General features: G+C 67.5%; 19 protein-coding genes and 1 pseudogene. 15 read left to right on the plus strand and 5 right to left on the minus strand.

All coding sequences use genetic code 11. The features are described 5' to 3' along the window. The 4 genes and pseudogenes from ACU18_RS15395 to ACU18_RS15410 form a co-directional block, all read left to right on the plus strand. Window positions 1–570: pseudogene (locus ACU18_RS15395) on the plus strand (formaldehyde dehydrogenase, glutathione-independent); the annotation flags it as partial. Window positions 571–653: 83 nt separating this feature from the next. Further along, window positions 654–1,931 carry a molybdopterin molybdotransferase MoeA gene (locus tag ACU18_RS15400; RefSeq protein ID WP_082178366.1) on the plus strand — a complete coding sequence of 426 codons (1,278 nt, stop codon included), beginning with the start codon at window positions 654–656 and terminating at the stop codon, window positions 1,929–1,931. Further along, window positions 1,919–2,803, plus strand: a complete 885-nt coding sequence (gene fdhD / locus ACU18_RS15405) for a formate dehydrogenase accessory sulfurtransferase FdhD (protein WP_050686941.1) — start codon at window positions 1,919–1,921, stop codon at window positions 2,801–2,803. Before ACU18_RS15400 ends, fdhD begins: the two co-directional genes overlap by 13 nt. A gap of 220 nt (window positions 2,804–3,023) precedes the next feature. Then, window positions 3,024–3,830 carry an IclR family transcriptional regulator gene (locus tag ACU18_RS15410; RefSeq protein ID WP_050686944.1) on the plus strand — a complete coding sequence of 269 codons (807 nt, stop codon included), beginning with the start codon at window positions 3,024–3,026 and terminating at the stop codon, window positions 3,828–3,830. A 116-nt stretch (window positions 3,831–3,946) separates the two neighbouring features. Here the strand turns inward: ACU18_RS15410 and ACU18_RS15415 are convergent, their stop codons facing one another. Continuing rightward, window positions 3,947–4,978 carry a DUF808 domain-containing protein gene (locus tag ACU18_RS15415; RefSeq protein WP_050686946.1) on the minus strand — a complete coding sequence of 344 codons (1,032 nt, stop codon included), beginning with the start codon at window positions 4,976–4,978 and terminating at the stop codon, window positions 3,947–3,949. A 308-nt stretch (window positions 4,979–5,286) separates the two neighbouring features. Here ACU18_RS15415 and ACU18_RS15420 point away from each other — a divergent pair, with 308 nt between their 5' ends. Further along, on the plus strand, window positions 5,287–5,859 hold the full coding sequence (locus ACU18_RS15420) for a GNAT family N-acetyltransferase (RefSeq protein ID WP_050686948.1): 573 nt from the start codon (window positions 5,287–5,289) through the stop codon (window positions 5,857–5,859). Window positions 5,860–6,043: 184 nt separating this feature from the next. Here the strand turns inward: ACU18_RS15420 and ACU18_RS20280 are convergent, their stop codons facing one another. Continuing rightward, window positions 6,044–6,673 carry a hypothetical protein gene (locus ACU18_RS20280; protein WP_231686104.1) on the minus strand — a complete coding sequence of 210 codons (630 nt, stop codon included), beginning with the start codon at window positions 6,671–6,673 and terminating at the stop codon, window positions 6,044–6,046. A 244-nt stretch (window positions 6,674–6,917) separates the two neighbouring features. On the opposite strand from ACU18_RS20280, the gene ACU18_RS15430 reads away from it, so the two are divergent. The 4 genes from ACU18_RS15430 to ACU18_RS15445 are packed head-to-tail and all read left to right on the plus strand — an operon-like array spanning window position 6,918 to window position 10,738. Next, a complete protein-coding gene (locus ACU18_RS15430) occupies window positions 6,918–8,030 on the plus strand; it encodes a SpoIIE family protein phosphatase (RefSeq protein ID WP_050686950.1) in 1,113 nt (370 codons plus the stop codon). Continuing rightward, window positions 8,027–9,988 carry a glycosyltransferase family 2 protein gene (locus tag ACU18_RS15435; RefSeq protein ID WP_050686952.1) on the plus strand — a complete coding sequence of 654 codons (1,962 nt, stop codon included), beginning with the start codon at window positions 8,027–8,029 and terminating at the stop codon, window positions 9,986–9,988. Before ACU18_RS15430 ends, ACU18_RS15435 begins: the two co-directional genes overlap by 4 nt. After that, on the plus strand, window positions 9,988–10,320 hold the full coding sequence (locus ACU18_RS15440; protein WP_050686954.1) for an STAS domain-containing protein: 333 nt from the start codon (window positions 9,988–9,990) through the stop codon (window positions 10,318–10,320). The genes ACU18_RS15435 and ACU18_RS15440 overlap by 1 nt, the downstream gene beginning before the upstream one ends. Further along, window positions 10,313–10,738: an ATP-binding protein gene (locus tag ACU18_RS15445; protein ID WP_050686956.1), complete on the plus strand. Its 426-nt coding sequence runs from the start codon at window positions 10,313–10,315 to the stop codon at window positions 10,736–10,738. The genes ACU18_RS15440 and ACU18_RS15445 overlap by 8 nt, the downstream gene beginning before the upstream one ends. A gap of 63 nt (window positions 10,739–10,801) precedes the next feature. Here ACU18_RS15445 and ACU18_RS15450 read toward each other — a convergent pair whose 3' ends face one another. Beyond that, the gene (locus tag ACU18_RS15450) at window positions 10,802–12,043 is read right to left on the minus strand and encodes a GAF domain-containing sensor histidine kinase (RefSeq protein WP_050686958.1); all 1,242 of its coding nucleotides are present in this window, start codon (window positions 12,041–12,043) and stop codon (window positions 10,802–10,804) included. Window positions 12,044–12,288: 245 nt separating this feature from the next. On the opposite strand from ACU18_RS15450, the gene uraD reads away from it, so the two are divergent. The 5 genes from uraD to purM all read left to right on the plus strand — a co-directional run bounded on the left by uraD (window position 12,289) and on the right by purM (window position 16,422). Next, a complete protein-coding gene (gene uraD, locus ACU18_RS15455) occupies window positions 12,289–12,786 on the plus strand; it encodes a 2-oxo-4-hydroxy-4-carboxy-5-ureidoimidazoline decarboxylase (protein WP_050686960.1) in 498 nt (165 codons plus the stop codon). After that, window positions 12,783–13,121, plus strand: a complete 339-nt coding sequence (uraH, locus tag ACU18_RS15460; protein ID WP_050686962.1) for a hydroxyisourate hydrolase — start codon at window positions 12,783–12,785, stop codon at window positions 13,119–13,121. The genes uraD and uraH overlap by 4 nt, the downstream gene beginning before the upstream one ends. Before the next feature lie 96 nt (window positions 13,122–13,217). Continuing rightward, entirely contained in the window at window positions 13,218–13,532 is a 315-nt protein-coding gene (locus tag ACU18_RS15465; RefSeq protein ID WP_050686964.1) for a hypothetical protein, read from the plus strand. 47 nt (window positions 13,533–13,579) lie between these two features. Next, a complete protein-coding gene (gene purF / locus ACU18_RS15470; protein ID WP_050686966.1) occupies window positions 13,580–15,253 on the plus strand; it encodes an amidophosphoribosyltransferase in 1,674 nt (557 codons plus the stop codon). Beyond that, complete coding sequence (purM, locus tag ACU18_RS15475; protein WP_050686968.1) at window positions 15,250–16,422, plus strand: phosphoribosylformylglycinamidine cyclo-ligase; 1,173 nt, start codon at window positions 15,250–15,252, stop codon at window positions 16,420–16,422. Before purF ends, purM begins: the two co-directional genes overlap by 4 nt. Window positions 16,423–16,913: 491 nt before the next feature. Here the strand turns inward: purM and ACU18_RS15480 are convergent, their stop codons facing one another. Further along, complete coding sequence (locus ACU18_RS15480; protein WP_050686970.1) at window positions 16,914–17,147, minus strand: DUF3073 domain-containing protein; 234 nt, start codon at window positions 17,145–17,147, stop codon at window positions 16,914–16,916. 270 nt (window positions 17,148–17,417) lie between these two features. On the opposite strand from ACU18_RS15480, the gene ACU18_RS15485 reads away from it, so the two are divergent. After that, window positions 17,418–18,077 (plus strand): septum formation family protein, encoded by a 660-nt coding sequence (locus ACU18_RS15485; RefSeq protein WP_050686972.1) that lies wholly within the window; start codon window positions 17,418–17,420, stop codon window positions 18,075–18,077. Between the two features lie 3 nt (window positions 18,078–18,080). Here ACU18_RS15485 and clpB read toward each other — a convergent pair whose 3' ends face one another. After that, entirely contained in the window at window positions 18,081–20,762 is a 2,682-nt protein-coding gene (gene clpB / locus ACU18_RS15490) for an ATP-dependent chaperone ClpB (RefSeq protein WP_050686974.1), read from the minus strand. Window positions 20,763–20,926 lie beyond the last annotated feature (164 nt).

Raw genomic sequence — 20,926 nt, forward strand, 5'->3', positions numbered from 1 at the left:
CTCCTCGGTGCCGCAGTGGTCATTGTCGGCGACATGAACGAGAAACGCCTGGCCCAGGCCCGGTCCTTCGGCTGCGAAACCGTCAACGTCACCAAAGGGGACCCGAAGGACCAGGTCGAGCAGCTCCTTGGCATCCCGGAGGTGGACTGCGGCGTGGATGCCGTTGGCTTCGAGGCCCGCGGCCACGGCCGGGATGCATCCCACGAAGCCCCAGCCACCGTGCTGAATTCCCTGATGGACCTCACCGCAGCCGGCGGCTCCCTGGGCATCCCCGGCCTCTACGTCACCGGCGATCCGGGCGGCATCGACGAGTCCGCCCAGCGCGGTTCCCTCTCGCTGTCCCTGGGCACCGGGTGGGCCAAGTCGCTGTCCTTCACCACCGGCCAGTGTCCCGTGATGAAGTACAACCGCCAGCTGATGACGGCCATCCTGCACAACAGGGTCCAGATCGCCAAGGCCGTCAACGCCAAGGCCATTCCGCTCGAAGAGGCGGCCCGCGGGTACGCGGAATTCGACGCCGGTGCAGCAACCAAGTTCGTCCTGAACCCCAACGGCTACGTCAAGGCCTGACACGCGGTGCGGATCGTCCGCAGCAGCAGTGCCACGCACCACCACATCCCCAGCGCATCACAATATCCAGGAAGGCGGCATGGATGCTCACCCATGACCTCCCCGTCGACATCGGCGCTTTCCAGCAGCCGGCAGCCCCGGCCGCGTCCCCAGGGTGGACCGAGGCACGCCGGTTGGCCTTCGAGTGCGCAATCCCGTTGGCGCCGGTGGACGTACCCCTCGTGGCGGCAACCGGGCGCACCCTGACCCGCGCCGTCACCGCCCTGCAAAGCCTCCCCCACTACGCTTCGTCCGCCATGGACGGCTGGGCCGTGAACGGCACCGGCCCGTGGATCCTTACCGGACCAGGGCAGCACCTGTCAGTGGGCCAGGCTTCTGTTATCGCCACCGGCGGGCTGGTACCCGGCGGCGCCGAGGCCATCCTCCGCAAGGAGAGCGGCCAGGTGTTCCTGGCTGCTGCCGGCAAGCCGGTCCTCTCGCTCAATGCCGACGCGAAGCCCGGCGAACCACGGCGCGCCCAGCACATCCGTCCCGCAGGGGAGGAGGCCACTGCGGGTGAAGTGCTCATCCCGCGCGGCACCGTGCTCAACCCCGCGCACGTGGCCTTGGCCGCGGTAGCAGGCCACGACACAGTCCAGGTCCAGGCCAAACCGTCGGTCGCCGTCGTGCTGACCGGATCCGAGGTGATCACCTCCGGCGTGCCCGCGCCGGGCCAGGTCAGGGACACCTTCGGTCCGCAGCTGGGAACGATCGTTTCCATGCTGGGCGGCACTCCCGGAGATCCGCTCAGGATCGGGGACTCCTGCAACGAGTGGCTCGCAGCCCTTGGCGCTCCTGCGTCCGCCGGAAAACCAGCGGACGTCACCATCACCACCGGCGGAACCGGCCGGTCGGCCACTGACCACTTCCGGGCCGCTGTGGCCGCGCTCGGCGGCCGGCTGCTGCTGGACGGCGTGGCCATGCGACCGGGCCACCCGGCAGTTCTCGCGGAGCTCCCGGACGGACGATTCATCGTTGGGCTGCCCGGAAACCCGTTGGCCGCCCTGATGGCCCTCCTCAGCATCGGCGCCCCGCTCCTGGCTGCCTTGGGAAACATGCCCCTGCCGGCACTTGACCAGGTGGTCTCCGGCAACGACATCGAACCCGCGCCGGGCCGGACCCGGCTCCTGCCCTGCAAAATGATCCAGGGGCTGGCCTTCCCCACGGAGCACACAGGCTCGGGCATGATGCGGGGCCTGGCCAGGGCCGACGGTGTGCTGGTGGTCCCACCTGCCGGGGTCGATTCGGGCGGCCCGGTTCCTTACCTCCCGCTCCCCTGGAGCCCGGACCAGCGACGACAGGATACGCCTTGGCACGCATGACCCAGCGCCGGAGGATCCACCGCTTCCGGGTGGACAGCAGCGGCACCGAATACCCCGTCCGGTTCACGGAGGACGTGCTGGCGGCCGAGGAACCCCTGGAAATACGGGTGGGCGGCCGTTCCTTCTCCGTCACCATGCGGACCCCAGGGGATGATTTTGACCTGGTGGCCGGATTCCTGGTCTCCGAAGGCATCATCCGCCGGCAGGACGAGCTGATCTCCCTCCGCTTCTGCGCAGGCGAAACCGAAGGCAGGCAGACGTTCAACGTGGTCGAAGCCCAGTTGCGGCCTGACGTGCCGATGCCGGACACCATGCGCCACGTGTATACCTCGAGCTCCTGCGGCATCTGCGGCACCGATTCCATTGAGGCCGTCCGTAAGACCATCCACTTCGACGCCGCGCAGGACCCGTTCCGGATTCCCGTGGACGTCCTCGCGGAACTTCCCGACCGGCTGCGCGAGGCGCAGGCGCTGTTCGAGAAGACCGGCGGCGTCCATGCCGCGGGGTTGTTCCGGGTGGATGAGGCAGGACAGCCCGAACTGCTGTGCCTTCGGGAAGACGTGGGCCGGCACAACGCCGTGGACAAGGTGGTGGGCTGGGCCCTGCGGCAGGACATGCTGCCCCTGCGCGGGACCGTGCTGCAGGTTTCCGGACGGGCCTCCTTCGAACTGGTCCAGAAAGCCGCCCTGGCCGGCATTCCCGTGCTGGCCGCCGTGAGCGCCCCCTCGAGCCTGGCCGTGGACCTGGCCGCTGAGACCGGCCTGACCCTGGTCGGCTTCAGCAGGGGAACCAGCCTGAACGTCTACGCCGGCCGGGACCGGCTGGCACGTCCGCGCCAACCGGCAGGCGTGGTAACCCACGCCGGACTTTGACGTGGTGCCGGCCCACCCCGGTGGGGCGTTGCGTCCGGAAGGGCATCCCCGCCCGGGGGTGCCCTTCCGCTTTTAATCCCAGGAACCCGTGGGGGAAGGCCGCCGCTCCGCCAAAAGAAGCCGCAAAAGTCCGGCACCTGAGTCGGACTAGGATGAGGAAGAAGAGGCAGCATCAGGCTTCCGGCCCGGCGCCTGACATGGCAAAACGACACGAGGCATCATGGCCGCACGCAATGACCCCGATACCGAAAAGGACGCCGACTCACAAGGCGGGGGCGTCCAGTCCGTCGACCGCGCCCTGCAGATCCTGGAAATCCTTGCCAGGCAAGGTGACGCCGGCGTCACCGAGATCGCCGAGCAAATGGGCATCCACAAGTCAACGGTCTCAAGGCTGGTTGGGTCACTGGTGGGCCGGGAAATGGTCCGCCAGAACAGCGAGCGCGGGAAGTACCAGCTGGGCTTTGGCATCCTGCGGCTGGCAGCCTCCATTCCCGGGCGGCTCAGCCTGGTGCACGAGGCCGGGTCCATCCTGGAAAAACTCGCCGCGGACCACAAGGAAACGGTGAATCTGGCCGTGCTGCGCTCCAACTATGCCGTCAACGTGGACCAGGCCATGGGGCCGTCAACCCTCGCCACCTACGACTGGGTGGGCAGCCTGACACCCCTGCATGCCACCTCAAGCGGCAAGGTCCTGCTCGCCGGCCTCTCCGCGGATGAGCGGGAGCAAATATTAAGGACGGTGGGCCTGTCAGCCCGTACGCCGCTCACCATCACCAACCGCGCGGAACTGGAAAAGCAACTGCTGGGGGTCTCCCGCAACGGCTACGCGGTGGTTCATGAAGAGTTCGAACTTGGCCTGACCGCCATGGCCGTGCCCGTCTACAACCACGTAGGCAAGGTCATCGCAGCCCTGAGCATCTCCGGCCCGGCGTTCCGGTTTATGCCGGAGGGCGACCCCGCGCTCATTGCGGACCTGCGGGAAGCCGGCCTGGCCATCAGCGCGAAGATGGGCTTCAGCCCCCGCTGAAGTGCCGGGCAGGGAAGACTACCCTGCGCGGCTGACGCCCGGCCCGCACACCACAACGCCCTCCTCCTTCCTGGAATTTTCCAGAAAGGAGGAGGGCGTTTTCGGTGTGCCGAAGCCTACGGCGTGTGGCCGGAGTCCCGTTCCGCCGCCTGATGGCCGGCGGCCGCCGAGTGGGCGTCGCCTTCCCCGTGCGCGTCCTCGTTTTTGCCTTTGCCGAAGGGCAGTGCCTTCAGGAGCGGCTGCACCACAACCATCACCAGCAGGCCCCACGCCAGCCCCACGACGGCGGAGCACAGCGTGTTCACCAACCAGCCCAGGAAGCCGCCCACCACCGCGATCCCCGCGAAAGGGGCCTCCAGGGTGTGGATCAGGTCGTAGGGCTGGTGCCAGCCGAGATCGTGCGCGCCCTGCACCATGATGTGGCCACCGACCCACAGCATGGCCACTGTCCCCACCAGGGTGATAGTAGCCAGGACCGCAGGCATCCCCTTGACCAGCAGTCCGCCGAAACGCTTGGAACCGGCCGAGTCCTTGGCGCTCAGGTGCAGCCCGATGTCGTCCATTTTGACGATCAGCGCCACGGCGCCGTAAACGAGGACCGTGATCGCAAACGCAACAACCACCAGGATGAGGGCCCGGACCCACAGTGACTCATCGGCCACTTCGGTCATGGAGATGACCATAATCTCGCAGGACAGGATGAAGTCGGTGGTGATGGCGCCCTTGACCACCTTTGCTTCGGCCCCGGCTCCCCGGTCAACCGCAGGTTGGTCTTCGGCAGCCGCGTGGTGGCCGAAGAACTTGTGCCAGACCTTCTCGGCACCCTCGTAGCAGAGGTACGTTCCGCCCAGCATCAGGATGAACGGGATCACCGCGGGGATAAAGGCGCTGATAAGCAGCAGCGCCGGCAGGATGATGAGCAGCTTGTTCCGGAGCGAACCCCAGAAAATCCGCTTGATCATGGGCAATTCGCGGGACGGGTCGGCCCCGGAGACGTACTGCGGGGTCACTGCGGCGTCGTCGATGACCACACCGGCGGCTTTGGCCCCGGCCTTGGCGGCGCCCGCGGCTATGTCGTCCACGGACGCGGCGGCGATGCGGGCCAGCGCGGCCACGTCATCAAGGAGCGCAACCAGGCCCCCGCTCACAGCTGGTCCCCAAGGTGGCTGGGGGCTGGCTTTTGGGCGTGGGCGCCTTGGACTGGGAGCACAATTAGCATGTTCGGAGTATATGGTGACTGGCAGCCCTTCGCAGGAAGCCCCGTCACGCTGCACCCTGCCGGGTTTTGCCTACCGCCGGAATGGGGCGGGCACAGGAGGGGCGCAGCACACCCGGGACAGTTGAAAACCATCCCCGACCCGCCGAGAAGGATCCAGGCGCAGATCACCCGTTGCCGTTCCCTCCGCGCATACTCCCGGCTGTTGCCCGGCCGCAGGCCCGGTGGCAGGATGGCCGGATGGCGATCGAGGTCCGTCCGGCGACCGTTTTCGACGATGTCCGGACCATGGTGGGGCCCAAGCGGCCCGATGCCAACGTGTGCTGGTGCCTGAGCTACCGCATCCCGTCGAAGGAGAACCAGCAGCTGCACGGGACTGAACGCGGCGACCTGGTCCGGACGCTGGTGCGCCAGGACCCGCCGCCGGGTGTCCTGGCGTACGACGGCGGCGAGGCAGTGGGGTGGGCAGCGGTGCACCCCCGCGCGGACACCAGCTTTGCCGGGAACCGGCGGATCCCGCACGTGGACGAACTGCCGGTATGGTCCGTCTGGTGCATCCGGGTGCGGCCCGGGCACCGGAAGAAGGGCATTTCCCACGCGCTGCTGGCAGGGGCAGTGGACCTGGCCCGGAGCTACGGGGCGCCAGCCATCGAGGGCTACCCGGTGGACAACGCCGGCGCCAAGGTGGACCTCACCATGGCGTACGTGGGGACGCGGAAGCTGTTCGCCGACGCGGGGTTCCGAAAGGCCGCGGACACCACGTCCGTGCTCAACGGATTTCCACGGGTCCTGATGCGGTTGGACCTTGACTGACAGGACCGCCGGTCACGGCTTCTTCCACCATTTGCCCGGCCAGTCCTCGTCGATGGCCCACAAGGCCAGCAGGAGGGCATCAGCCGTGATCAGCCCGGCGATGAAGTAAGCCCACCCCGTAAAGTCCACGGCAATCTCCTGACCCGGTATGCCCCAGCCACTCGATTGCCTCCAAGTGTGCCACCTAGAGCGCCGGGATGGAACGGCTCCCGCCCGGAGACCTGAAGAGTTCCGCGAACCGGTGGTGCGCCTCTGTCTCAAGCTTCAGCCGGCGCGTCAGCAGTTCCACCCGGTCCGAGATCTCCGCGCCCACCATCAGCCGGTCACCCGGCCAGCTGGAAACCTCACGGGACTCGGCCAGCGCCCGCGACAGGGCCTTCGCCGCTGCCCGCACCCTGCGGGAGTGGGAGAAGAGCCGCCGGAGCGCCTGCAACTTCCCACCGGCCCTGGGCGGCCCACCCGGCCCCGGGGCATCTGCGGCGGGGCCGTTCCCGCCGGCCATCGCCGGCGCGGGCCCAGGACCTGCCTGCGCACCCGTCCCTTCGGAGGCGCCAGCGTGCCTGGGGTTCCGCCCCGGCAAGGCAGTGCCTTCCGCTGCGGTTTCGTCGTGGATTCCGGGCGCCGCATGGCGGCCACCGGCCTTCTGCGGTTGTTGCCCGGCCTCAACCGGCAGCCGGGCAGCGGCCGACGCCGGGCTGCCGCCTGGCGCTCCGGCCGCACCCGCGGCGCCGGGCCCGCCGGCCGCCGTCGGCTGCGTGTCCGCCAGTTTTGCCCGGCTACCCACCGTGGTCCGCTGGTTCCTGTTCTTTCCCATGGCTGTCCCGCCCCTTCCCCAAGCGGCCCAGCTTCAGGTGGGGCCGCCGTCGGCCCGGTCTGCAGGAAAGCTGCGCCAGGATCCGAGTGTCTCCGCCCAGGCTCAACGTCAGGCCAAGCGGACGCAAAGATTGCCACAAGACTCCCTGCCGCCTCCGCGCCGGACCCCGCACAGTTACTACGATTTCGGTGCGGTAGGGGCACTTTGCATGCCGCGCGGGCCTTAATGCGGTAGAAGTAGACCTATGGTCTCTCCCACCGAACTCCGCCGTGCCGTCGTCATCGAGGATGACCCCGACATCCGCGGCCTGCTGGTCCGGGTCCTGGCCAAGCAGGGGTTCGAGGTCACCCATGCCGGCACCGGGATGGCCGGCGTGGCCGAAGTCCGCCTGCAACAGCCTGACCTGGTCACCCTCGACCTGAACCTGCCGGACATCGACGGGCTGGAAGTCTGCAAGCTGCTGCGCGAGTTTTCGGATGCCTTCATCGTGATGCTCACCGCACGCGCCGATGAACTGGACAAACTGACCGGCCTGGACAACGGCGCCGACGAATACATCAGCAAACCCTTCAGCCCCCGCGAACTGCAGTCCCGGATCAACGCCCTGTTCCGGCGCAGGCCCTCCGCCGAGGCCGATTCGGCGTCCCGGAGCGAACTGCAAAGGGCCACCGAAGTGCAGCAAAGCCTGCTGCCCAAGGAAGACATCCGGGTGGCGGGCTATGACGTCGCCGGCCTGTTCAGGCCCTCCCGCAGCGTGGGCGGGGACTTCTACGACTGGTACCAGACCCCTGACGGCCTGCACCTGACCTTCGCGGACGCCATGGGCAAGGGCATGGGCGCCGCCCTGATCGCCGCCACCGTCCGGGCCGTGATGCGCTCCACCGGCCGCCGGCAGGACCTGGACGGCGCGTTCGCCGCCGCCAGCAAGGCGATCGCCACGGACCTGGACTCCTCCAATTCCTTTGTCACCCTGTTCCACGCCCGGCTGGCCGCTGCTACCGGGGCCGTCAGCTACGTGGATGCCGGGCACGGACTCGCGCTGCACATCCAGGCCGGCGGCACGGCCCGCCGGCTTCCCTCCGGAGGACCGCCCGTGGGTGCCTGGGCGGGAACCCAATGGCCGCAGTCGGACCTGCTCCTGGCGCCCGGTGACTCCCTGGTGGTGGTGAGCGACGGCGTCCTGGATGTCTTCGAGTCCGTGGAAGCGTTCACCGCCGCCGTGCTCGAAGCGGCGCAGAACCAGGAATCGGCCCAGTCCGCCAGCGGCGCCATCATGGCCCTGGCCCCCGCCGATACCGCCGAGGACGACGTCACCGTGGTGGTGGTCCGGCGGCTGCCCGAAGGTGCGGCGGCATGACCCGGTTCTGGACCCGGCTGGTGGTGGTGCTGACCGTCATCACGGGGCTGAACTACATCGGCTGGCGCTGGATGGCGTCCTTGAACTGGGAAGCCTGGTGGATTGCGCTGCCCCTGGTGATCGCGGAAACCTACAGCCTGATCGACGTGATGCTGTTCGGCATGACCGTCTGGCGGCTGAAGCTCCGCAAGGCCGCCCCGGTGGCGCCCGCGGACGCCACCGTTGATGTTTTTATCACCACGTACAACGAAGACCTGGACATGGTGATGACCACGGCCCTTGCTGCGCAGCGGATCAGGCACCCGCACAGCACCTGGATCCTGGACGACGGCGCCCGCCCGGAACTCAAGGCCCTGGCCGAGGAGCACGGGCTGGGCTACGTGACCCGCAGCGGGGACTGGACCGCCAACGTTCCCCGCCACGCCAAGGCCGGCAACCTGAACAACGCGCTGATGGTTACCCATGGCGAGTTCCTGCTCATCCTGGACGCGGACCAGATCCCGGAACCGGACATCCTGGAAAAGACGCTGGGTTACTTCACCAACGACAAAGTCGCCCTGGTCCAGACCCCGCAGTACTTCAGCAACGTCCCCGCCAGCGACCCCCTGGGCAGCCAGGCGCCCCTCTTTTACGGGCCCATCCAGCAGGGCAAGGACGGCTGGAACGCTGCCTTCTTCTGCGGCTCCAACGCCATCCTGCGCCGCGAGGCCCTGATGCAGCTGGGCCTGGTGGGGTACGTCAAGGAAACCGAGAAGAGCATCCGCCGGGCCCTGGCAGCATCCCGCTCCGCCATCCGGCAGGCCCGGAAATCCGCTGACGTGCAAGCGCCCCTGGTGGCCCAGGTCCTGGACGAAGTTGAAGCGGCCACCGTCGAGGCCCAACGGCAGCTCGACGACGGCCAGTCCTTCAGCGAGCTCACCTACCGGGTCCGGCGCCGGGTGGACAGCGCCGTGCAGACCCTGGTGCTGGCGGACGTCGAAGCGCTGCAGTCCGACCTTGAGGAGATCGCCGCCATGGAACTCGCCCACGTGGGCGACTCCGGGGTCCCGGTCGTTGCGGACGATGCCGTGCAGCGGATGTCCGCCCGCGACTGGTCCCCGCTGGGCGCCCTGGAATCAGTCCAGGCAGTCCTCGACGCGCTGTCCGTGGAACGCAACGACGAGGCCCAGCCCGTGATGCCGCTGGCCACCATCTCCGTCACCGAGGACATGGCCACGGCGATGCGGATGCACGGCATGGGCTGGGAGAGCGTCTACCACCACGAGGTGCTGGCCTACGGCCTCGCGCCGGAGGACCTGCAGACCATGCTGACGCAGCGGCTCCGCTGGGCCCAGGGCACCATCCAGGTGCTGCTCCGGGAAAACCCGCTGGTGCAGAAGGGCCTGAAGCTTGGCCAGCGGCTGATGTACTTCGCCACCATGTGGACGTACCTGAGCGGCTACGCGGCAGTCATCTACTTCGCGGCCCCCATCATCTACCTCCTGCTGGGCATCCTGCCGGTCACCAGCCTCAGCTGGGACTTCTTCATCCGCTTTATCCCCTTTATGGTGGTCAACCAGATCCTGTTCGCCGTGGCCGGCCGCGGCATCCCCACCTGGCGGGGCCAGCAGTACAGCCTGGCGCTGTTCCCAACGTGGATCAAGGCCTGCTCGACGGCGGCCCGGAACGTCTGGTTCGGCCGTCCCCTCGGGTTCGCCGTCACCCCCAAGAACCGCCAAAGCGGTGGTCCCAGCTGGAGCCTGATCCAGCCCCAGATTGTGGTGGCGATCCTGCTGGCGGTGGCCGCCGTCGTCGGAATCATCCGCCTTGCCACCGGCCTGGCGGAACCGCTGGGCACACTGGTCAACGTCGCCTGGGTCATTTTCGACCTGGTGGTGATGAGTATCCTGGTCCGCGCCGTGCTCTACAAGGGTTACGAACCGGCCGCAGAACCTGCAGCAACAGAGAGGGAATCCTGATGGAATTTAGCTATGAGGTCAAGGACTCGTATGCGGAAGTGAAGGCGGACGGGCGGCTGAACATGGTTTCTGCCCCCAAGCTGCGCGAGTTCGTCACCGACGTGATCGCCGGCGGGTCCAACCGGATTGTGGTCAACCTCGAAAACACTGCCTTTATGGACTCCTCAGGCCTTGGCGCGCTCATCGGCTGCCTCAAGGCCGCACGGCAGGCCGGCGGCGACCTCCGCATCGCCGCGGTCCAGCCGCAGGTGCGGATGGTCCTGGAGCTCACCAGCATGGACAAGGTCCTCACGGCCTACCCTTCCGCCGAGCAGGCGTTCGGCAATGACTGAGGTCCTCGCCTCCCGCAGCTTCCGCGGGCCCGCCGCCGACGACGCCATCGAGTCCGTCCACAACGACCTGGACAGCCTCTGGCTGGACGTCCCCTTTGTGCACGACGTGGACCAGATGACCTTTACGACGGCGGTCATCGAGTCCGCGTCCAACATCGTCCAGCATGCCGAGCCGGCCGGCCGGGACGCCGTGGAGCTGGGCGTGGACATCACCGTCCAGCCCACCTTCCTGCAGGCCCGTGTGAGCGCCTTCAACGCCAAGCCGCCGTTCGGCCCGATGGAACCGGCCACCCCCGGCGAGGAAGCCGAGTCCGGCCGCGGGCTCGCGCTGATCCAGGCCCTCGTGACCACCGTGACCTTTGAGCGGCAGGACGGCACCAACACCTGGGTACTGTCCAGGACATCGGCACAGACTTAGTCCGCGCCCGGTCCCGGGCTCGCCGGGACCGGGCGCCTGCTGGGCGCCGGGAGCCGGCCGGCCCTAGTTACCCGTTGGGAACAGCACCGATACCGTGGCGCCGCCGCCCGGTGTCCCGCTGATCACCAGGTCCCCGCCGTGGGCCTGGGCGATGCGCTCGCAGGTGGCCAGACCCAGCCCGGTTCCCGCGCCGTCGCCCGGCCGCCGGAGGCGGACCAGCGGCTCCACTGCCCGTTCCCGGTCTTCGGGGCTGATGCCCTTGCCGTTGTCCGCGACGTGCAGGATGACGCCCCGGGCCTTCCTGGTGGCGCTGATGAGCACCTGGAGCTCCCGGCTGCTGCTGCTGTAGTTCAGGGAGTTGGCCAGGAGGTTCTGGACCAGGGTCCGCAGCTGCGCCCTGTCGGCGAACATTTCCGCGTCCTCGCAGGTGATGCCGCTGGCCCCGCCAAGATCCAGGCCCAGGTCCTGGGCGGCTTCGGCGGCCACGGCCAGCAATGACACCCGCTCGCGGTTCAAGGCGCCGTTGGCCCGGGAGTAGTTCAGCACGTCCTCCAGGGTGCCCAGCATCCTGCGGCCGCCGCTGCCGATGTAGTCCAGGTACTCGGCCGCCGGGTGGCCCGCCGGGATATCGGGGTCGTCCTCCGCCAGCTCCACGTAGCCCAGGATGGTGGTGAGCGGGGTCCGCAGGTCGTGGCTGACGCGGCCGGCAAATTCCGCCAGCATGGTGTTGCTGCGCTGCAGCTCCTCGAGGGCATTGTTAAGCTGCAGCGTGCGGTGCTGCAGTTCCAGGAGTTCAACCACCTGCCGGGCCAGCACCTCCAAGAGGTCGATCTGTTCCACGGACGGCGCGTGCATCTGGTCGGAAAAGACGCACAGCGAGCCCAGCACCAGCCCTTCCGACGTCTCCAGCGGGACCGATGCGTAGAAACGCACTTCGGCAATTTCACCTGTCACAAAGGGGTTGCCCGCGAACCTCGGATCCGTGGACGCGTCCTGAACCACCGTGGTTGATCCACTGAGGAAAACGGCCGCGCACATCGAGTCCTCGCGGGAGCAGATCCCGGCGTTAACGCCTGAAGCGGCGATCTGCAGTTGCTGATCGGCGGTGATGATGTTGACGACGCTGTACGGCACCCCGCAAAGCGACGCCGCCAGCCGGACAAGATTGTCCAGCGAAGTCTGCGCCCGGCCGTCCAGGAGGGCCGGAACTTTGGTGCCGCTTTTCGGCAGCAGTCCGTATTCCTGCAGGTCAGAGTCACGCACCGCGTCGTCACCGGTCAGCATCTGCACAGCTGTCCCGTTCATGTTTCAGTTGCTCCCCAAAGTTGTTGCCAACGGGGCAAGGCCCCTTCCGGTGATGATACCCAATGCCCGGACGCCTTGCTGTAGCCTCTTGACACGGCACCGCACCCTGTCCTTCAATATTACGTATGCTGAAATAACAGTTCCATGATGCGGAAGCCTGGCGTGCGCAAGCCGATGGGTGCCGGGAACTCCGGCCTCCGCATAGCCGTCACCATGGATGCCAGCATTCCAAGGAAGCAGCCAGCATGAAGCTTGCCGAATTTAACGCCGCGGATCCCTCCGCCGCCGCCACCACCCTCCGGCCCTGCGTCGACGTCACACGCTGGGTGGACGCCGTGGCCGCGGCCCGCCCCTTCGCGTCCAAGGCCGCCCTCCTCGAGTTCGCCTCCTCGGCGGCCGATCCATTCAGCGCCGCCGAGGTCGAAGCTGCCCTCGCCCACCACCCGCGGATCGGGGAACGCCCGACTGCGGCCGGAACCGAAGCGGCCATGTCCCGGTCCGAACAGGCCGGGGTGGACCCTGCCGACGCCGACGCCGCGACAGCCCTCGCCCACGGCAACAGGGAGTACGAGGAGAAGTTCGGCCGGGTCTTCCTGATCCGCGCGGCCGGACGCACCGCCCCGGAGATCCTTGATTCCCTGAACCGCCGGCTTAGCAACTCCCCCACCGAGGAAGACACCATTGTGGCGCAGCAGCTGCGCGAGATTGCCGTACTTCGGCTCGAAGGACTGATCAGCGAATGAGCGTCTCCCACGTCACCACCCACATCCTGGACACCGGCGCCGGCCGCCCCGCGGCGGGAGTCGCCGTCGTGCTCTATGCAAAGGACGCCGGAAGCTGGCAGGAGCTGGCCCGCTCCACCACCGACGCCGACGGCAGGGCCAAGGACCTGGGACCCGGGCAGCTCGAACCCGGGCACTACCGGCTCAACTTTGCCACCGGCTCCTATTACGCCGGGCTGGCGACGGCAACGTTCTTCCCCGAGGTGGACCTGGTTTTTGAAGTCTCCGGGCCCGAGCACTACCACGTGCCGCTCCTCCTGAGCCCCTTCGCGTACTCCACGTACCGCGGCAGCTGATACCCGCCCGTTGCGCTATCACTTATGGTCGCCATCCGTCGGTTTTAGGAGCCATAAGTGATAGGGCAACGGGGGAGCGAATGTAGGCTTGATGGCATGTCTTTGAACCAACCCCCGGCCGAGCGGCGGGAAGTAACCGTCCGCCGTGCACCCAAGTATGTGCCGTTCCTGATCCTGGGGGCACTGGTGGGCGCCGGCGCCGCCGCGGTGGTGGCGTACGGCCTGCCCGGTGACCAGAGCTTCGATCCGGGCGCCGTGTTTGGCTTCTTTATGGTGATGTTCGGCGCCGGCGGCGCAATCCTGGGCGCCGTGCTGGCCCTGGTCCTGGACCGCCGCAGCGTGAAGCGGCAGCAGCGCGCAACGGTGGAGGCCGTGCCGGATTCCGAGCCGGACACCGATCCGCAGTCATAAACGGGCCACCGGAAATCTCCTACCCCATCTCATGAGATAATCGACCAGTGGCACGCGGCGATGGAAAACTTTCCCATGATCTTCTCCCTGGCGAAAAAGGCCCGCAGGACGCTTGTGGCGTCTTCGGAGTCTGGGCACCAGGTGAAGAAGTAGCAAAACTCACCTACTACGGGCTGTATGCGTTGCAGCACCGCGGACAGGAGTCCGCCGGCATCGCTACCAGCGACGGCAAACGCATCAACGTCTACAAGGACATGGGCCTGGTATCCCAGGTCTTCGACGAGACGACGTTGAATACCCTGACAGGGCACCTGGCCGTCGGCCACTGCCGTTATTCCACTACGGGCGCCAGCCACTGGGCCAACGCCCAGCCCACCCTTGGCGCCACCGCCACGGGCACCGTGGCACTGGCCCACAACGGCAACCTGACCAACACGGCCGAGCTCAACGCCATGATCAGTGAGCGCAATGGCGGCCAGCTCAGCGGCGAGATGAAGCAGGGCAACACCTCGGACACCGCCCTGGTCACCGCGCTGCTTGAAGGCGAAGCCGGAAAGACCCTTGAGCAGACGGCAATCGAGCTGCTGCCCAAGATCAAGGGCGGCTTCTGCTTTGTGTTTATGGACGAAGGCACCCTCTACGCAGCCCGCGACACCTACGGCATCCGCCCGCTGGTCCTGGGCCGGCTGGAGCGCGGCTGGGTGGTGGCCTCCGAACAGTCGGCCCTGGCCACCGTGGGCGCCAGCTTCATCCGCGAGATCGAGCCGGGCGAATTCATCGCCATCGACGAGGAAGGCGTGCGGTCCCAGCGCTTTGCGGAGCCGACGCCGGCCGGTTGCGTTTTCGAATACGTCTACCTTGCCCGTCCGGACGCCGCCATCGCGGGCCGTTCCGTCTATGAGTCCCGGGTGGAGATGGGCCGCCAGCTGGCCCGCGAAAACACCCAGGAGGCCGACATTGTGATCCCGGTCCCCGAATCCGGGACCCCCGCCGCGGTGGGCTACGCCGAGGAATCCGGCATCCCCTTCGCGCACGGTTTCGTCAAGAACTCCTATGTGGGGCGGACCTTCATCCAGCCGTCGCAGACGCTGCGGCAGCTGGGCATCCGGCTCAAGCTCAATGCCCTGGAATCCGTGATCCGCGGCAAGCGTGTGGTGGTGGTGGACGACTCGATCGTCCGCGGCAACACCCAGCGGGCCATCGTCAGGATGCTCCGCGAAGCCGGCGCCGCCTCCGTGCACGTAAAGATCTCCTCCCCGCCCGTCCAGTGGCCCTGCTTCTACGGCATCGACTTCGCCTCCCGCGCGGAGCTGATCGCCAACGGCGCCACCATCGACGAGATTTCCCAGGCCATTGGCGCCGATTCGCTGGCCTACATCTCCGAGGACGGCATGATCGGAGCCACCCGCCAGCCGCGGGAACGCCTCTGCACCGCCTGCTTCACCGGCAAGTACCCCATCGAGCTGCCTGGTTCGGACAAACTGGGCAAGAACCTGCTGGAACGGACGGACCTGGGTGGCCTCGCGCCGTCGTCGTCCGCCCTTCCCGGCGAGACTGCAGCCCTGGCCGTCGATTCCCACAACGACCCCGCCGAAAAGGCAGGCGCCACCGGCTGCGATCCCGGCCCGGACGCCGAATTTGAGAACCTGCTGACCGAAGCCGACATGGTGCCTGACGTACACGCCAGCGCCGCCGGCGCCGACAAGAAAGAGTCCGTATGACTTCCGCCAACACCGCCGCCGGGCCCGCTTCCGAGAAGCAGGGACAGATCACCTACGCCTCCGCAGGTGTGGACGTTGAAGCCGGCGACCGCGCCGTCGAGCTTATGAAGGGTGCCATCAAGGCCACCCACAACTCCTCGGTGATCGGCGGGGTGGGCGGCTTCGCCGGCCTCTACGACGTCTCGAAGCTGCTGACTTACAAAAAACCGCTGCTGGCCACGTCCACGGACGGTGTCGGCACCAAGGTGGCCATCGCCCAGGCCATGGACATCCACGACACCATCGGGTTCGACCTGGTGGGCATGGTGGTGGACGACATCGTGGTGGTGGGCGCCGAACCGCTGTTTATGACCGATTACATCGCCTGCGGCAAGGTGGTGCCGGAACGCATCGCCGACATCGTCCGGGGCATCGCTGCTGCCTGCTCCGTGGCGGGCACCGCACTGGTGGGCGGCGAGACCGCCGAGCACCCGGGCCTGCTGGGTGAGCACGAATACGACGTCGCAGGTGCTGCCACCGGCGTGATCGAGGCCGACCAGCTGCTGGGCCCGGACCGGGTCCGCGCCGGCGACGTGGTGATCGGCATGGCGTCCTCCGGCCTGCACTCCAACGGCTACTCCCTGGTCCGCCGTGTCATCAACCACGCCGGCTGGGCCCTGGACCGCCAGGTTTCCGAGCTGGGCCGCACGCTGGGCGAGGAACTACTGGAGCCCACCCGCGTCTACGCAGCGGACTGCCTTGACCTGGCCCGCACCTTCCCGGTCAGCGCCTCCGCCGGCGGCGGCGCAGCTGTCCACGGCTTCAGCCACGTAACCGGCGGTGGCCTCGCCGCAAACCTGGCACGGGTCCTGCCGCAGGGCCTGGTGGCCACGGTGGACCGCGCCACGTGGGAACTTCCCGCCATCTTCAAGCTGGTCTCCGAGCTGGGCAACGTCCCGCTGGCGGACCTCGAGCGTACCCTGAACCTCGGTGTGGGCATGGTGGCCATCGTCTCACCGCAGGCCGCTGACGCCGCTGTTGCCCGCCTCAACGACCGTGGCCTGCCGGCCTGGGTCATGGGCACCGTTGCGGCCGACTCCGACTCTGTCGACAAAGCCGGCCCGGATTACGTCCAGGGCGCCAAGGGCGTGGACGGCGGCGCCGTCCGCCTGGTCAACGCCTACGCCTGACCCCGCCTGGCCGGTACCTTCCGGTTGCGCTGCGGCAGCCCTGCGAAGCTTTAGCAGGGCTGCTGCGGCGCAACTGCGGCCGGGCGCCTTGTCCGGATTCCGGAGCCGCCCGGGCAGGCACAAAAAACCCGCCACCCGAGCCGGCTCTCTTACTGCGCAACTGCGGCCTGGAGCCTTGTCCGGATTCCGGAGCCGCCCGGGCAGGCACAAAAAACCCGCCACCCGAGCCGGCTCTGTTACTGCGCAACTGCGGCCTGGAGCCTTGTCCGGATTCCGGAGCCGCCCGGGCAGGCACAAAAAACCCGCCACCCGCACCGTTGATACGGTGCCGGCGGCGGGCAGCTGACTGCATCCGGAACGGGGAATCCTTCTGGATCCGGGTGCCGGAAAAGAAGCGCCGCACCCGCTGTGGTCACACGCGGGGCGTGCGGGAACAGCTGTGCGGCGGCGTCACAGCGCTGCGGCCCGAAGGCCGGAGCGGCAAGCGACAACTAGCCGATGCGGCGGGTGTGTACCCCGTCGTCGTCTTCTTCCAAATCATCCGCGTACTTGTCCACGTAGGCCGAATAGTCCGGTTCAACCGGTTCGTTGGCGAAACGGCTCGGCGCACGGACTTCAGAGCTCTTAAGCTCACGCTGGAGAGCTGTGTAGTCAGTGTTCGGGGAATAGTACTTAATGTCCCGAGCCTGTTTGGTAGCTTTTGCCTTTTGACGGCCGCGCCCCATGGCGTGACCCCCTTTTGTACTCGGACCGGAGGTGGTCACCATTGGCGTTAGTGAGGCCCCGGAATGTTTGGTCAATTTGTCGTACCCCTAGATTACATGCTTTAAGCTGCCACTGCTTGCCAGCCGCGGCCTCCGCAGCCGGATCGCAGCAGCCCCTCCTTGCCGATCCCCCGGGTTTCCCGCTTTTTTCTTCGGTAGAGTCTTAAGAACAGCTGCCGGGACGGCCCGCACCGGATCCCGCAGTGCGGAAAACGCAGGAAGGTGCACCCCGTGAACCACCAGGATGTCCCACCCAGGCCTTCCACCCCGCCCGCCTCCGGCACGCCCTCGGCAGGCGGCGGCAGCAGCCCCGTCGGGGGCCCCAACCTGGCGCCCGCGGCTGACGCACCACGGCTGCCGAACCGGGCACTCAACCGGACAACCCTGTGGAAGGTGTTCTTCGCCGTCGTCCTCCTGCTTGTGGTGGGCGGGCTGGTATGGCTGGCGCTGTGGCTGAACTCCGGCCGGGATTCGAACGGGTCAACCAAGGACGGCGCCCTGGAAACGGCGGTTACGCCGGCCCCCACCGCATTGGAGTCCCCGAAAGAAGGCGTGGAGCCTGCCGGGTACGCGCTGGGCGACTGTTTCCGCGACTTCGATCCCGAGGCCCTGACGGCCACTGTTGTGCCGTGCACCACCGGCCACTCGGCGCAGCTGGTGTCGCTGTACCGCTACCCCGGCGACGGCACCTACCCCGGCTCGGACGCGCTCAAAGCCCAGGCGCAGGAGGCGTGCCAGGCCGCCAGGTTGTCCCCGGCGGCCGACGGCTACACGCTGGAGTTCCAGCGCAGCTACCCCAGCAGCACCAGCTGGGCATCCGGTGACCGCCGGGTGGACTGCTACGTCACGGCGGCCACCGGCAATGTCATCAATGCCAGCGTGCTGCCGTAGCCCTCAGTCCTTCCGCCGCACGGAAAGCCCGGCCCCTTCGAAGCGGCCGGCGCGGACCTGCTCCACAATTCCTTCACCCTGGTCACTGAGCGCAGCCAGGGTCCCGTCAGTGAGCTCGTCGACGTCGGCGGCGGTATCCACCAGCACCGTGTCACCATCGCTGATGTCGCCGGAGAGGATGGCCTTGGCCAGCCGGTCGCCGATCTCGCGCTGCACCAGCCGGCGGAGCGGGCGGGCGCCGTAGGCCGGGTCGAAGCCGGAGAGCGCCAGCCAGGACCTGGCGGCCTCGGTGACCTCCAGGGTGAGGCGGCGGTCCTGCAGCCGCCGGCCCATTTCCGCCACCTGCAGCTCCACAATCCGGGCCAGCTCCTCGACGTTCAGTGGGTCAAACAGCACCACTTCATCCAGCCGGTTCAGGAATTCGGGTTTGAAGGCGGCGTTTACGGTGGCCATCACGGCCTTCCGCTTGGCGTCCTGGTCCAGGGCCTGGTCCACCAGGAACTGGCTGCCGAGGTTCGAGGTCAGCACCAGGATGACGTTGCGGAAGTCCACGGTGCGGCCCTGCCCGTCGGTGAGGCGGCCGTCGTCCAGCACCTGCAGGAGGATATCGAAGACCTCGGGGTGGGCTTTTTCCACCTCATCAAGCAGCACCACTGAATACGGCCGGCGCCGGACGGCCTCGGTCAGCTGGCCGCCCTCCTCGTATCCCACGTATCCCGGCGGGGCGCCAACCAGCCTCGACACGGAGTGCTTCTCGCTGTACTCGGACATATCGATGCGCACCATGGCGCGTTCGTCGTCGAACAGGAAGTCCGCCAGGGCTTTGGCCAGCTCCGTTTTCCCCACGCCGGTTGGCCCCAGGAACAGGAACGATCCCGTGGGGCGGTTGGGGTCGCTGACGCCCGCCCGGGCCCGCCGGACAGCGTCCGAAACCGCAGTGACGGCCTGCTGCTGCCCGATCAGGCGGTGCCCCAGCTCGTCCTCCATGTGGAGCAGCTTCTGGCTTTCGCCCTGCAGCATCCGGCCTGCCGGGATGCCGGTCCAGGCCGAGATGACTTCGGCGATGTCGTCCGCGGTAACCTGCTCCGCCACCATCTGGGCTGACTTGTCCGTCACTGCGGCCTCGGCTTCGGCGGCTGCCTTCAGTTCGTGCTCCAGGGCGGGGATTTCGCCGTATTCGATCCGGGATGCGGTCTCCCAGTCGCTTTCGCGTTTGGCCTTCTCGCCGGCTATCCGCAGCCCATCGAGTTTGGCTTTGAGGTCTCCCACCCGGTTCAGGCCCGCCTTCTCGGCATCCCAGCGGGCGTTCAAGCCGTCCAGTTCCTCGGTTTTGTCGGCTTTGTCAGCCCGCAACGCGGCCAGGCGTTCCACCGAGGCCTGGTCGGTCTCCTTGGCAAGGGCCAGTTCCTCCATGGTCAGCCGGTCCACGGCGCGGCGCAGCTGGTCGATTTCCACCGGTGCTGAGTCAATTTCCATGCGCAGCCGGGACGCGGCCTCGTCCACAAGGTCAATGGCCTTGTCCGGCAGCTGGCGGCCGGAAATGTAGCGGTTGGACAGGCCGGCGGCGGCCACCAGCGCGGAGTCGGCGATGGTCACCTTGTGGTGGGCCTCATAGCGGGCCTTCAGGCCACGAAGGATGCCAATGGTGTCCTCCACACTGGGCTCGCCCACGTACACCTGCTGGAAGCGGCGTTCCAAGGCCGGGTCCTTTTCGATGTTCTCGCGGTACTCATCCAGGGTGGTCGCACCGATCAGCCGCAGTTCGCCCCGGGCCAGCATCGGCTTGAGCATGTTGCCGGCATCCATTGACGACTCACCGGTGGCACCCGCCCCCACCACCGTATGGATTTCATCGATGAACGTGACAATCTGGCCGTCAGAGTTCCGGATCTCCTCCAGGACGGCTTTCAGCCGCTCCTCGAACTCGCCGCGGTACTTGGCGCCGGCCACCATGGATGCAAGGTCCAGGGAGATCAGGGTCTTGCCGCGCAGGCTTTCCGGCACGTCGTTGGCCACCATACGCTGCGCCAGGCCCTCCACCACGGCGGTCTTGCCCACGCCCGGCTCGCCAATAATGACCGGGTTGTTTTTGGTCCGGCGGCTCAGGACCTGGACGATCCGGCGGATTTCGGTGTCCCGCCCGATCACCGGGTCCAGTTTGCCTGCCCGTGCCATTGCGGTGAGGTCGGTGCCGAATTTTTCGAGCGACTGGAACGTGTTCTCCGGATCCGGGCTGGTGACCTTCCGGTCGCCGCGGACTCCCGGCACTGCGGCGCGCAGCGCTTCATGGGAGGCGCCGGCGTCGCGCAGGATCCGTCCGACGGAGTCGCTGCCGGCCGCAAGTCCCAACAGCAGCACCTCGGTGGAGACGTAGGTATCGCCCAGGCTTTCGGCCTCGGTGTTGGCGTTCTGGATTGCCTGCAGCGCCGGCCGGGAGAGCTGCGCCTGCTGGGTGGAGCCGCCGGATGCTGCGGGCAGGGCCTTGATGGCGCTGCTGGCCTGCACACTGACGGCATCAGGATCGGCGCCGGCTGCCTTCAGCAGCGCCACAGCCACGCTGTCGCGCTGGTCCATCAGCGCCTTGAGCAGGTGGGCGGGCTCCACCTGGGGGTTTCCGGCGGTGGAGGCGTTCATGGCGGCGGCCGAGAGGGCCTCCTGGCTCTTGGTGGTGAATTTGACGTCCAACGAGGGCTCCTTTCAGGGGCGGAAATTCTAAGTTGAGTCTACAACGCTCAACTTTGTGAAAGGAACCTTTTGGGCCGATCCGGACGGCAGCAACGTCTGCCCTCAGCGAACATGCGCCGCCAGCGTGGCTGGCGGCGACAAAATGGCGGCCGGCTCCTTGGGGG

The sequence above is a fragment of the Arthrobacter sp. ZBG10 genome (assembly GCF_001238605.1).
Lineage (GTDB): Bacteria > Actinomycetota > Actinomycetes > Actinomycetales > Micrococcaceae > Arthrobacter.